Raw genomic sequence first — 13,162 nt, 5'->3', positions numbered from 1 at the left:
ATCACGGGGCTTTTTTTATTTTAGGCTATCTTTAAACGCTTGCACTTGATTAGTGAAATCTTTCATGTCGGTGCTTGAGCGCTTGTTTCCTTTCGAAAGAACATCTTTAGCAATCTCTGAGGCTTTGGCGCTGCCAATATCATTGACCGCTCTTTCTATCGTTGGCATAGCCTTAGAGGCGTTTGAGAGGTTGTAGAATGGTCGCCCATCTTCATCTTCTTGTCTTTGATTGACCTTGTTTGCAAAGTCTTGCAAAGGTTCAGAAAGCTCAGAAGTTTTGTCCGCTACTTCTCTATTTTGCTCTTGAACAGATTGTGCTTGGGCTGCTCTCTGTGATGCAAAACTTTCGGGGCTTTCGGCTGACCCTGCACGCGCGCCGTGAGCGTTGAATGCGTTTTTATTGCCATCAGAATTGATGCCGCGCTCGTTGCTTCCAAGCTTTTGAGCAATATTATTCAATCCCTCAAGACCTTTCTTCGCGCCGTGTGCTGCCCCTGCGGCTGTTCCTGCTGCAACGTTTCCTGCGGTTTCACCTTTGCTTGCAAACTCGCCAGCGAACTCACCTAAACCGCCCTGACCACCGCCAACCCATTTAAGTAATTGGTCGGGTAGCTTGTGAATGATTGAAGCCGTTGTATTAATCAAAACAAACACGGCTGCGAAATACATGGATAAGCCGAAGAGAACAACAATGAAAGCTCCAAAACCTTGGATTGCGCCGGTTGAAGCGAACACTTGAAAGAATATCTTGTTTAGTAGCTCTCCAAAGACGCCAGAGATAATCATAAAAGACATTACGCCAAACGTTGCGAGAACAGGACGCAACAATAAAGAAAGCATCAGCGAATAGCCATTTCCGCCTTTGCCTGTTAGGTCGTCGCCCTGTGGGTGTAGGTGCATAATTGCCCAAAGCGGGGCGGCTATGATTGCCTCAATTACTAATAACGTCCATCCAATGAGAACCCCAAGCCATGTCATGATTGGGCGGAAAGGGATAACGAATAAGGCAACGAAACCCAAAACCCATACGAAATTGAAGGGTAGCAACATGAACGCGCTTATCCAGTTCATTGACGCTACTACACCATTGCCCGCAATCAAACTCGCTGCTCCAGCAACTAAGCCAATGCCTGCGCCTGTTGCCATGACGATAGAGTTAGCCGTAATCAAGCGATTTCCCATATCCTGAACGATAATAATGGGATGGCGGCTATCGTCTTTGAGTTTGTAGAGATTAACGCTTGTAAAAGCTTCTCCAATCGCTGCACCAATCTTTCCAGATAGCGAGTTTGCTGTTTCGACTTTTACGCCTTTCTCGTCGGAGGTGATAACGGTGTTTGAGACTGCTGGATTTTTTGATTGCTGCAAAACGGTTCGTGCATTCTTTAAATATTTCTGTGCATCGACAAACCAGCTATCAACGCCTCCGCTATCAATGCTCGCGCTTGACTGAGAAACGCCTTTGATGGCTTGCGTGATTGCGTTATTTGTATTGATGTTCGCGACGGGTGTTAGACCTGCCGTGAGCCATCCGTATTGACTTAGTTTGTCGTTTGCTTGCTGACTATTGATGAATGATTGTGCGACGCTATCGACGTTCGTATTGTAGTTCTCTGCCGCTTGTTCAAGCTCTTTGTAAATAGCGGGGCTATCTAAGTTATCGCCTGCATCAATTGCTTTCTTCGCGGCTGCTTCTGCTTTTGAGATGAGAAGCATTGTTTGCGTGCGATGAGCCATCACAATGGGCGAAACATCGACGGGCGTAAACATTCCAGACACATCGCCAAAATAGCCAGCATTCGAAGATTTACCACCAGTTTCGACGGTTGCCGTAGGCATTGCGGGAAGTGTGATACTTCCACATTTTGACTTGTTCAATAGAGCTTTTGTGTCGCCAAAGCGGATAACATCGCCGTCTTGACTTCGTGCGTAATTATAGCTAAGAGCCCACTTCAAAATTGCGGGTGCTTCTGTAATTGCTTTCTGTGCGGAATAGACACATGATGCCGCTGTGTAAGCATCTTCAGCAAGTGTGAGACTTCCTTTATCGCCCGTCATGGCGATAGAAGTATCTTTATTTGTGATGAGATTGCTTGCGCTCGCAAACGATGACCATACACCGTCAGCCAAACCAATACCTTGCACAACGAACCACATTACGATGGCTTGCATCACACAATAACCCCCACCAATAACTGGAAGCACCAAAGCGGTTCCTACTGAATAGCGAATGGGTATCCAAAGAGAAGAAAATTTCTTTCCCATTAAATACCCATCGTTTGCCGTCCCAAGCACACCCGCAAAAATAGTATAGGCAGCAAGAACGCCGCCTATGATTAAGACGCCGCCGTTAAAGATTTTGATGCCAGCAAGTAAAGGGTTTTGACCGCCGCTATCGAGTAACCCGCCAAAGATTGCACCGAGAACCTTTAGCGAAATATCGCCGCTTGATGGGTCAAACAGATTTGCCGCGAGGGCAGATTGAGAGAGTAGTAAAAGTAAAGCTATCTTTGTTATTGTTCTTATCATAGAGTCTCCATATTATTTCATCTTAATGAGTTTCCAATGTCCGTCCAGCGTTGAAAAATGTAGGTGGCGATACCTGTATGCGAGTTCTTGAAAAGACTCTCGATAGCAAAATAGCCATTTACAAAAAACAAAAGTGCGATGATGACGAAGATAAAGAAAACGCCATACAAAAAAGCTTGTTTGAAGAAGTTCATAAGCGGAATGGTGTAGTATTTATCGAAAAAGTTTGGTTCCTTGTCCATATTATATCTTTCCTTTTTTTGAAACTGTAGTCTTTTTCTTCAAGTCGTGATTGAGCTTTCCTCTTAAAAGAAATAACTCTATAGCGAGATAAAGTGACGGCAAAATTGGATGCTGAGGCGCTACATCTTGCGGCATCAATTCCATTTCATAACCTTGGATGATATTTATTTCCTTGTGCTCTGACTCAATGCTGATGCGCATGTGGTCGGATAGGTAGCTGATAACTATGTCCATGTCATTCAATCTGTATCTAAAGCCGTTGAACGACGTTTGTTCGTCCGTGTCTGTATTTACACATAAACCAGGGCAGGACTCACGCTCGTTACAGACCGATGATGCATAGTAAAAAAATTCCTCGAATGTTGGAACGCGCATTTTATTCTCCTTTATTGTTTTTATTGGATTTGATTGTCGCTTCGATGTATTTGCGCACGTAGCTTGACCAATTTATCGAGTGACTGTCGGCGTAAGCCCTCATCATTTCGTGCAATTTGTCATCGACTCTGACGTGTATGTATTTCGTTTTTCCGTATGCGTGCTTTTCTTTTATTGTTTTAGGCATTCAATTCTCCGTTGTTATTTAATAGTTATAACGGATAATTGAGAAATGTCAACACGTGTGATGACAAAATAAAGGAAATATTTTTAAACGCTATATATAGTAGTGTAGTAAAAACTAAACACACCATCTATTGTGTTTGAGGGTGAAATGCGAGCGCGGAAATAGAAAAAGCCCCTAAATTGGGGCTTTTCTTTTTGCTAAATTGTGTTATTTTAATTTTACGAGAACGAAAATAACAGGAGATTAGTTTTGATGAACTAACAAAGAACTATGAGTATAATAAACAATAATAACGATAATGTCAATCAATTAAGAGAAGATTTTCTTGACTTTGTAAAAGAAGAGTCTAACAAAGTCGATGAAGTTCAATACTTCCTTTCTCTCATTCCTGCTATGCAAATGTCGCCAGTTGCTTGGAAGATACAAAAGCAATTTGGCGGCAACACTGCAAAATATGTCTCTTATCATCGCTTGTTTGCTGAGTGCTTTACTAAAGAAATGAAAAGCATGTGCGATGAAAATTTGGAATTACGCGGAACTCAGAAGCGAAGCAATAAAAAGAAAAAGAAAGAATATTCGCTCTATTCGTCTCAGTTGCTCGGGCTTGTTGGGAAAGGTGGCTCGAACTATGTCAATCCGTCTTTGCTTGAAATGTATGATTCTGACTTAGAAGAGCAGCAGCAATTTTTAGACAATCTTCGTCTAATAGCCACAAGTGGGCAAATTGTGCGTCTTGGGTCTGTTGCTGAGAAAGAGAGAAGACGACAAGCTCAGATTTACTCAGTTGCTTCCGCAATCAGTCTGATTGCTAAAGATAGAGGTTGGACATGGATGATGCTGACCCTAACGCTACCTCCTGAATACCACGTCAATCCAACGAAAGGCAGAAAATCATTTAATGGTGTGCTGCCAGGCGCGGCACACGGTCACATCGTCAGATACTGGCAAAGTATCCGCTCGCATCTATACAAAGCGGGCTTGCGTGCTGGCGTAGATTTTATGGGCGTTGGTGTGCCGGAGGGGCATAAGGACTCGACAATCCATGAGCATATTATGATGTTCTTCTCCAAGGAGCATAAGCAGTTGATTGTCGATGTTATCAATAACGTTGAGAGATTAGAGAGAAATAAACAAGAAGTGCTATCAAACAGGTTCGGCAGATTTTCGGATAAAGTCACTCGCTATGATGAGCGCATAGAGAAAAAAGTCGCGAAGCTTGAAAAAAGAAGGGCGAACAATAGAAAAAGAAACCTGGCGGTTGATGAGAAGCTTGAGCGTGATATAGGGGAAATACAAAATCGTAGGGACGAGCGTTTCGCTAAAGTGAGCAAGATAAAGTCAAGATTGGATTGCGAAAAAGCGAAAGAGCTAAACATCAATTTCCATATTTCGCATTGTAATGAGAGGCTGAAAAATCCCGCTCAAGGGGCGACGTATTTGTTCAAGTATATGAATAAGACGCTTTCAAATGGAAATGATGTTGCAAAGAAAAACTCTGCTCTGCGTTGGCTTTACTCTGCTCGCGCATTTCATTTTTTCGGCGTTGAGTCGTCAATCTCTAAATTTCAATTCTTGTGTCAGAATAGAGAAAAATACGAGAAATTTTTCAGCATGGAACTAAACGCATGCCTCAAAATGTTTGACTTTTATACGTTTTTGAAAGTGTATGAAAAGTTCTTCAAGGTGCATCGAGCAAAAGGGCAGATTGCTTTTGTGGTTTATGACTTGACGGGAAACAATGAGGGCGCTTTTCCGATGAAAAACATTTTTCTCAATCTCCATCAGGCGGTTGTGATTAAAAAAGATGTTCGCTGTATTTTTGAAGTAACTGAGAACGTGCTTAACGAAGAAAGCGCGGCGCGTATAGATGCGAGAAAAGCAAACATCAGACGACTCGATGAGAAAGATATTTCTAACGCTGGTGCGTTTAAGGCATACGAGAACGTAAAAGAAAAGGCGATACAATATCGCTCAATGATTGACGTTTTCAAAGTGACTAACACTGAATATGAGTTCATATCAAATCCAAGCCAGATAAGATTTGAGGATGTTTCTTTTGCTTTGGAATTGGTTGATGATGAAGAAAAAGAAAAATTCGAAAACGATAGAGTTATAGTAATTCAAAGTTATTCAAGCGTCGACGAGTCGCCGGACGTAAAAACGTGTAGTTATTTCAAACAAAACCCCAATCTGAGTCAGAAAATTAACAATTTAATCAGGAGAGGGGTTGAGATGAACAGAAAAAATAAGGGGCTTCCGCTGGAAGTCTGATGGTTCCGTGTCATTCGTGTGCGTCTTTTGATTTCTTGAAAAACTCATCAATATATTGATTGAATGTCACGCCGTGACAGTCGAAAAGGTCGTCAATCTCAAAACCATATTTGCGAAGCAGGGAAAGATTAAGTTTATATTTGACGCGGCTTCGTCGCTCGCGTTCTTGCTCTGCGAACTTGTAATCATCCCAAGCTTGGTCTTCGCTCACATCGTTGTAAGTGCAATATTTTTCCAAAAGCTCGGACGTTTTGCCAGTGTCTCTCTTGTGTCGCGAGATGTGCGCGATAGCGTGGCAATCGCTACAAAGGGGGATGAGTGACACAAGCTTTTGCTCTGCATCTTGTTCGTCAAAGCTCCAAAGTTCGTGAAGCTCTAACGTTTTATCCGTGAAAATTTGCTTGCATGACTGGCAAACGTGATTGCATGCTTTGAAGCATTCGACGCGTAAATCCTGCCATCGCTGCCACGGGCGCGAGTCGTTCGCATGATTAAACTCAATCCAACTGCGCACATTCTTATAGTTCTGTTGTGGCGGGATGAAGTGAAAGGAAATCTGATAAGTGCTTTGTCGTGAGTATTCTTTGCGTATAGGTATCAGTTCAGGCTGATACTCTCGGGCGTCATGTTTTGTTTGCTCGTAAAGCTCGCCAATATTTACAAGCTCGTCGTGTTGCTCTGCCGTTAAATCATCAGGGTCATCATCGTTTAAAGCTGCGTGTTTTGGTTCGTGCTTTTTGAAGAGGCTTAGTATTGTTTTTATTATAGCCATAGGGTTCCTTCACAATAATATCGACGCGAGCAATGCTATCGAAAGAACGATGACGCTAAAAATCATCGCTTGCCACGCGTCGCGATAGTGTTGTGCGAGTTCTTCAGCTTCTTGAATGTCGTTTTGCATTTTTATCTCCGAGTAAAATTGAAACTGCGAGCATGAGAAACGCTTTGTATTCCGGCTTCTCGTCACTCATTGCTATAATCCAAAGTAGAAGTGTAGCGAGTCCGTTATCTTCTGGTGTTTGTTCTTCCGGCTCATCATCTGGTGGAAAATGGCGATTTAGTTTTTTGACTTTCTCGCGAAACGACATAGCTTCATCAATCTGATTTTGCGTGAATTGAGATAAAAAATAGCTTATCTCAAAGTTTCGTCTCATGAGTTTTGTTCTTAGGAACACTGTATCTTTGTCGAATGATATAGACGCGTTTAGCTGCTCAAGCTCAGAATGAACGTGATTTCGTTCATCAAGTGCATCTAAGATTTGCTTTCTGATATTCATATTTTCATCCCTCCTTTTCTGTTGGCGGCTTGTTGTCCAATCTGCCTTTGTTCTTCTAGCCATCGAGCTTTCGCTCTCGCAACCGCGACTCGCGCATTAATAACTGCCTGCTGCGCCTGCTTTTTCGCTGCTGGCGTGGTGGCGCTCGCTTCCTGAGCAAGTGCGGCGGTGAGTTGAGCCTCTGCGCTGCCTATCGCGTCCAAAGCTGCGGAATGACCAGACAACGAAAAATCGCTTGCTGATGCGGTGTTTTCCTCTGCCTGCTTGGTGGGAGCCTGCGCCTGCTCGGCTCTGGTTTGTCCAGAGGCTGGCGACGTTGCGCCAGGTGCGGTTTTTGGAAGAGGTGGAGGGGTAGCGGTGCTACCTGATGCGCTGGCGGCTTGTGGGGGCGTTTTAATGCGTTCCTGCGCCTTTGCTTGATACGTCTGCTTCTCTGTCGTGTCGTATCGCTTGGTGTTGTAGCTGTTGCGCGCTTCGATGATGCGGTTTATTTGATGGGCGGTCTTCTCAGGGTCAAAGGCTTTGACTTGTGCGCGCTTTTCTTCTATGCGCTGCTGATAGTCCGAACCATTGGCAAAGATGCCACCCATGAGGCGAAAATTACGCCCGTTTGGATTAACTATGGATATGTATGTATCGCTCTCGCGTGAGAACTTGTAGCCAGCATCTTTGAGAAAAGTAATGAGTTCGCTGCGGTTTTTCACTAATCCAGATTTGACTAAATCTTTGCAACTTTGCTCGAAAGTTCGCTTGTCTTTCGAGTTTTTAAAAAGTGAAGCGAAATAGACTGAGTGCTCAGAATGAACCTTTGCCTTAGCTTCATCTTTGAACGGCTGCGAGGTTCGTAGGGATTTTTCTTTGACTTGCTCAAAACCGAAATTATGATTTTCCAGTGCTGAGAATGCTTTCATCAAGTCGCGTGTGATGGTGCCTGGTGGAAAAGGGTTGTAGCTTTTCCCTGTCAATAAGTCATATTTTGAAAAGGCATAATGAATGTGGAAGCTATCCCTCTCATCGTGTAAAACGTATGTTGGGGCAACTCTGTCTTTCATATTTCCGAAAAACGTATCTTCAAATCGTCCTATCACTTCAAGCATCTGCTTTTTAGTGATGCGCTCGCCTTTTGCAAATGCGATGACGCCGGAAATCAAAGGCTCAGTGTCGCTCTTGCGTCGTATCTTCTGAGATAGTTCGTCAGCTTCAATTGTGAGCGTTGGATTGCCTTTGAGAAGCTCCGGTTTGTGCGGTCTTTGTTCGCCTTTCCAGTTTGTTGGCGAAAAGAAATAGGCTATTGCACTTCGCGCGGTTCCCGCGTTTTTATTGTTGCTTACTAACATTTAGACGCCTCTCCATTCTTTTTATTATTCTGAGCAGTTTTTCGTTTTGACTAAAAATTTGAGCGAGTTTTTGATTGATGCTGATTGCGTCGGATGGCATCAGCGAAGTTGAGTTATTCACTTCGTGCGCTATCTGGTTTAAGTTCGTTCCTTGCTTTCCCATGTGCCAAACGATAAGACTTAGCAGTTTTGCGAACTTCTCTTTTTCTCCGATGAGTGCAAGGAAAAAGTCGTTTATCTTGTTGATGCGCAAAAGCTTCCTTTTGTTGTTCATGACTTTATATTGCTCGTCGGTCATTCTGAGGCATAGTTGTTTTCTCATTTGTTTAATTCCTCAAAATCTATGTCTGCGTAGTGCTCAAGAAAATCGTCGTTCAAGCACATGCGAAGAAATAAAATCATCGCCACAGGACCGCGATTTCCAACCTCTATGAGAGCGTTTTTGTATCGACTCAAAGAGGCGCGCTTGCTCATGAGTTCGTTATAGACGCGCTTTACTTTGCGCTCCGTAAAATAAAAGAAAATCTTTGTCAGCATGTTTTAGTCTCCTGTTGTTATTGAGGGCTTGGGATACATCCCAAACGGGGTCAAGGGGAAGCCCCTTGCAAGACAGTCCATGCGAAATTTCGAAGAAATGACAGCAAATGGGTTGGCTTGCTTACCTATCTTTTATCTTCTTTTATCTTTTGCCTTTGTCAATAGCTGTATAGCAATTTGACAATAAATGAATAGTTATTATGATTAAAGAATAACGAAAGGAGAATGGAAGTATGGAAGACTTATACAAGAAGCTCGCTGAAAAAAACAAAGAGATACAGACGACGCATAAGCAGGGGATGGAATTTTATAGCCATCGACACACCGTCAAAGCGCTGGTAAAGATGCGCTGGCGTTATCGTGAAGTGGTCGCGTTCTATTACGAGAGTGTCCCAGACTGCGCCAAGGTGGATGAAAGAGATAGGCTGAACAATAAACAGCTTCTCAAAAAGATGTCGGAATGGAATACGAAAGGATACATTGAACCTGAGCGCGTCAATTCAGAGATTGAGAAGATTAAAGCGGCGGGAGGAGTCCAGGCGGAACAGAAAAGCATCACTGTATTCAGTGAGCACAAGATTGGCGATTTTCTGAGATATTACAAGGACTGGAAAGGTCAATATCCGACATCGGACGTGACAGAGCAATTAAAAGCGCATTATGACAAGCTGAGAGATAAAATGTCGCTCGACGGAATTATGCTCGAATGGAAGAAAGAGCATGAGGGGGTGTGATATGAGTGTGTTTTTTGATAATCTCGTTATGCGTATGTCGTCATTCAATCAGAATGACGTGGTGAAGCTTGCTGAGAGAAGAGCGACAATCTCAGACATAGCTATAGAACATCTGAGGGATGGTGACGGGTATGCGCCAAGGGATTTGCATAAGACACTTTCTGATAGTGAGAAAGTAAAGTTTTTGGCTAATACGTTGGCGTTTCGCGTGTCCGAATTTTTCGGTGCTGACGTTGATAAATTGTCAAAGCAGCTTGCGGAAGATAAGCCGTTAGCGCTGCCTGAGGTGAAAAGGCAGGCAATCAAAACAAAGATGAAATTGGGATTTACCTTAATTGAAGTAATGATTACGGTTGGGATTATTGGTGTTGTGTCTGCTATCGCGGTGCCGATGTATCAGAGCTATACGGCTCGCTCGCAGGTCAGTGAGGGCATTACCTTGGCTGATGGTGCAAAGCCGTTTGTGAGTGAATATCATGCGAACAATGGGTCATTTCCTGCTGACTTGATGGGTGGTATCAAGGTAGCGGGGAAGTGGGTAGAGGGCACTGCTTTAGGCTCGAATGGGCAGATTGTAGCGACGTTCGGAAGCGATGCTATAAAAGGTCTTAAAGGTAAGAAAGTGATGCTTACGCCAAAAATTGAAACGTCCGGAAATTTATCTTGGGATTGCTCTTCTGACGCGCCGAAAGAATACTTACCAAATACCTGCAACTATGCTGAGAGTGGCGGAAGCACGCAACCGAGTGCGCCGGTAAAATCTTGGCTGTCTGATGATTACTCTAATGTTTATAGCAAAGCTGGCAGCCAATACTACAGAGTTCCAAACGTATTTTGGCAATATTCAGCGATGTATCTGCCGAATGGTAAAGATAGCACGCTGTCTGTAACCCCAGGGTCAATCTATAAAGTCAATTTCGTAACTCCGGACGGGACACTTGTTTTCAAAACTCTTGGCATTGCAGGGCAGCCGCAATTTTTAGCTCTGAAAAGCGATGGGACTTTGATGTATCAAATGCCAAATAGCAGCACGTCTTACAATGTGAATAAAGATGGCTCTTATACTGCTATCTCTCAAGCACCGCAGTGGATGACTGACTATCTTGCAAGCGATGACTACAAAAATATGACTAAATAAAAAAAGCCCCCAAATTGGGGGCTTGTCTTTTAGTGGCATCGGCTTAGGCAGCTTTGAGCCATTCCTTGCCTTGTTCGCTTTCCAGCCATTCCAGACCTTCGGGGGTAGCCCATGCGCGCTTTTCTGCTTCGGTTGCACTTTTGAGCTTCTTATAATATGCGCCTGACTTTCCGACAGGGGATTTACCAAACCACCACAAATACTCCTTGTCGCTATTTTTGCTGTCCTTATACGGGACTTTGAAAAAGACAACATCTGCGCCAGTCGCTTGACCTGCAAGGGCTTTGGCAACATCGGCGAGTTCCAGACCTTTACCAGTGATGAGCTTCTTGATTTCTTCGACAGTATCTTTGAAGAGTTTTTCTGCATCCTGCTTCGCATCTTGAGCCATCAGTTCGATGAGTTCTTGACGTTCTACTGCGCTCAGGTTGGGGTAGCCTTTTTTGAGAAGTTCTGCAATCGTTGCCATTTTTTCGAGTCCTCGGGGTGTGGTTGAACAACAGAGATTATTTTACACAAACGAAAGAATGGGAGTGGAGTATCTTTCAATGATTGATTGAAGCATGATAGATGGGTCCAATCTTCGTCTATGTATTATCGGCATTTAAATGGAAAACTTTAATCTAAATTGATAGAAAAGAGTCGTCGCAACCATTGCGCGTTGTGGGTAAGTGTTGGCAACTTGTTGTCAAGCGAAGCTTGTCAATAGGTTGTCAATGCGCTGTTTGCGAAGCAAACATATCCACAACATAGAACTAAGATAACTTTTTCGGTATCAAGAGAGAATTTAAGTCGTCTGTTTCTTTGACTGATACGAGAAAGCGCAAAGTGTCCTCAAATCCAAGCTCACGCTTTAGAGCGAGGATTGCACGCCCCTCTAAAGTATTCTCATCAGCTTTAGAAAGCATCGCTTGCAAGTCATCCATTGGGACGGCATAGTAACGGCTAGCAAGCGTTTTGAGGTCTTTGTGACCAGTAATCTTTGATAGCAGGATGGCGTTAGGGACTTTCTTTGAAATATCGTATGTCGCGATTTTTCGGCATGAATGGAATGTGAGGTCTTCAAGTGGTGGCTCTGCCAGCGTGCAGGCATCAGTAAAAGCATGCGTCACGGAATTGACAGTCGCAGAGAAAACCAAGCCTGTTTTTGTCGATGACTTTTGATAGAGGTCGAGCAATATTTCTCTCATGCGTTCGGTCATGGGAACGACTCTGCCGCGTTCCTCCGTGTTCTTTTTTTGCCAATCGTTCTTTTCTTGAAAGAGCCTAAGCGTGTTTTTTTCAAAATCTACGCCTTCCCATGTAAGCCCGCCTTTTAATCCCTGCTCGCGCTTTTTCTTTGCGGGTTGAACAAGTTCGCCGCGACGGAAAGACATTTCTAACGAAAGCTCGACAATCGGACGAAGCCAAGGGCGATGCTTATCAATTGAAGTGAAAAGACGCTCTCTCTCGTCGCCTTGGAAGTAGCGGCTTTTCGCGTTTTGAGGTTTGGCAAGCTTGATGCCTCTTGCGTAATTTTCGATAGGAAAAAGCCATTCGCCTTTTGCGTGCTGAAGCGTTCTGGAAATTACGGCAAAGAAGTTCCGAACCGATGAAGCGGAATACTGTTGCTCGATTAGTCTATTGCGCAAGCCAAGCATTTTTTGATTATTAAGCTGGCGCAATAGCGTATCTTTTCCGAAAATTTCGACAAGTTTCGGGATGCGATGAAAGTTCTCATCGGCAGAGGGGCGATGCTTGTAATGTTCCTCCCAGCATCGCTTTAATGCCTGTTCAACTGTGATTGTTTCAAAGTCAAGATTGAACGTTCCGCCGTTCTCTCTCAGACTTTTGATTGCATCCTCTTCTTGCTGCGCCCATCGTTCGGCGGCTGCATAAGTGGGGTGGGTGGCTGAACGCGTTACAGTGTTGCCCTGATGGTCTTTGAGCTTGATTTGAACTTCGAAAGAAGTCTCAAGCTGGCGCATCTTTGCGCGTGTGTTGTTCAAGCTGTCAATGTATGCTTGAGCCTGACTTTTGAGCCTAAATTTTGTCTCGGTCTTGTTTAGAACGACGAACCAAGGCGAGCGATTGGAAATATTAGCCAAGCTGGTGCTCCTGTCGTGATGTGCAGGAGCATAGCTGGAAATGGGTGTCAGTTTGGGAAAAAGTTTGGGAAATTGCCGTTCCCAAAGTTTGGGGAGGTGTAAAAAACGTTGTAAATCAATGCGTTATAATATTGGTGTGCGTTCGCGGGATTTGGGTTTAGGTCCTGACGCCCGCAAGGGTGTGCCGGTTCGAGTCCGGCCTCACGCACCACGAGACAGATGCACGTTTGGATATAAAACGAAAAAACTAGCACAAACAAGCACTTGGTAGACCAATGCTGTAAATCCATACAGGCATGGTTGTGCGTAGTTTGCACAAAAATATAGAATGGAATCCCCAAATTCTCCCCACGGGATTCCGCACGATGGTATCCATCACCCCATACAAAGACGGCTTCCGCGCAGCCGTCTTTGTGCAGGGCCGGCGCGACAGCACTGTACAACCGC

General features: G+C 44.0%; 13 protein-coding genes. 3 read left to right on the top strand and 10 right to left on the bottom strand.

The features are described 5' to 3' along the window. Nucleotides 1-15 precede the first annotated feature (15 nt). The 3 genes from C7411_RS30180 to C7411_RS37160 are packed head-to-tail and all read right to left on the bottom strand — an operon-like array spanning nucleotide 16 to nucleotide 3,147. Nucleotides 16-2,529: a DotA/TraY family protein gene (locus tag C7411_RS30180; RefSeq protein WP_110387636.1), complete on the bottom strand. Its 2,514-nt coding sequence runs from the start codon at nucleotides 2,527-2,529 to the stop codon at nucleotides 16-18. Nucleotides 2,530-2,546: 17 nt separating this feature from the next. Further along, complete coding sequence (locus C7411_RS30175) at nucleotides 2,547-2,771, bottom strand: hypothetical protein (protein WP_110387635.1); 225 nt, start codon at nucleotides 2,769-2,771, stop codon at nucleotides 2,547-2,549. 1 nt (nucleotide 2,772) lies between these two features. Further along, nucleotides 2,773-3,147, bottom strand: a complete 375-nt coding sequence (locus tag C7411_RS37160) for a hypothetical protein (protein WP_133253723.1) — start codon at nucleotides 3,145-3,147, stop codon at nucleotides 2,773-2,775. 457 nt (nucleotides 3,148-3,604) lie between these two features. Between C7411_RS37160 and C7411_RS30165 the strand changes: the two genes are divergently transcribed. Then, nucleotides 3,605-5,605: a replication endonuclease gene (locus C7411_RS30165; RefSeq protein WP_110387633.1), complete on the top strand. Its 2,001-nt coding sequence runs from the start codon at nucleotides 3,605-3,607 to the stop codon at nucleotides 5,603-5,605. Nucleotides 5,606-5,615: 10 nt separating this feature from the next. Here C7411_RS30165 and C7411_RS30160 read toward each other — a convergent pair whose 3' ends face one another. From C7411_RS30160 to C7411_RS30145, 5 genes are all read right to left on the bottom strand, one after another. Continuing rightward, nucleotides 5,616-6,377: a hypothetical protein gene (locus C7411_RS30160; RefSeq protein WP_110387632.1), complete on the bottom strand. Its 762-nt coding sequence runs from the start codon at nucleotides 6,375-6,377 to the stop codon at nucleotides 5,616-5,618. 103 nt (nucleotides 6,378-6,480) lie between these two features. Then, nucleotides 6,481-6,882 (bottom strand): hypothetical protein, encoded by a 402-nt coding sequence (locus C7411_RS37155; RefSeq protein WP_133253722.1) that lies wholly within the window; start codon nucleotides 6,880-6,882, stop codon nucleotides 6,481-6,483. Further along, complete coding sequence (locus C7411_RS30155) at nucleotides 6,879-8,219, bottom strand: relaxase/mobilization nuclease domain-containing protein (protein ID WP_110387631.1); 1,341 nt, start codon at nucleotides 8,217-8,219, stop codon at nucleotides 6,879-6,881. The genes C7411_RS37155 and C7411_RS30155 overlap by 4 nt, the downstream gene beginning before the upstream one ends. Further along, the gene (gene mobC, locus C7411_RS30150; RefSeq protein WP_116603298.1) at nucleotides 8,200-8,541 is read right to left on the bottom strand and encodes a plasmid mobilization relaxosome protein MobC; all 342 of its coding nucleotides are present in this window, start codon (nucleotides 8,539-8,541) and stop codon (nucleotides 8,200-8,202) included. Before mobC ends, C7411_RS30155 begins: the two co-directional genes overlap by 20 nt. Then, complete coding sequence (locus tag C7411_RS30145; protein ID WP_110387629.1) at nucleotides 8,538-8,756, bottom strand: hypothetical protein; 219 nt, start codon at nucleotides 8,754-8,756, stop codon at nucleotides 8,538-8,540. The genes mobC and C7411_RS30145 overlap by 4 nt, the downstream gene beginning before the upstream one ends. A 233-nt stretch (nucleotides 8,757-8,989) precedes the next feature. On the opposite strand from C7411_RS30145, the gene C7411_RS30140 reads away from it, so the two are divergent. Continuing rightward, entirely contained in the window at nucleotides 8,990-9,490 is a 501-nt protein-coding gene (locus C7411_RS30140) for a hypothetical protein (RefSeq protein WP_110387628.1), read from the top strand. 1 nt (nucleotide 9,491) lies between these two features. After that, a complete protein-coding gene (locus C7411_RS38685) occupies nucleotides 9,492-10,628 on the top strand; it encodes a pilin (protein ID WP_165822919.1) in 1,137 nt (378 codons plus the stop codon). 43 nt (nucleotides 10,629-10,671) lie between these two features. On the opposite strand, the gene C7411_RS37150 is transcribed toward C7411_RS38685, so the two are convergent. Further along, nucleotides 10,672-11,097: a hypothetical protein gene (locus tag C7411_RS37150; RefSeq protein WP_133253721.1), complete on the bottom strand. Its 426-nt coding sequence runs from the start codon at nucleotides 11,095-11,097 to the stop codon at nucleotides 10,672-10,674. Between the two features lie 286 nt (nucleotides 11,098-11,383). Then, entirely contained in the window at nucleotides 11,384-12,715 is a 1,332-nt protein-coding gene (locus tag C7411_RS30125) for a tyrosine-type recombinase/integrase (RefSeq protein WP_110387625.1), read from the bottom strand. Nucleotides 12,716-13,162: the final 447 nt, after the last annotated feature.

The organism is Paraburkholderia silvatlantica (assembly GCF_003096715.1).
Taxonomy (GTDB): domain Bacteria; phylum Pseudomonadota; class Gammaproteobacteria; order Burkholderiales; family Burkholderiaceae; genus Paraburkholderia; species Paraburkholderia silvatlantica.
The sequence above is the reverse complement of the archived record's forward strand: the minus strand, read 5'-3'. Positions and strand labels throughout refer to the sequence as shown.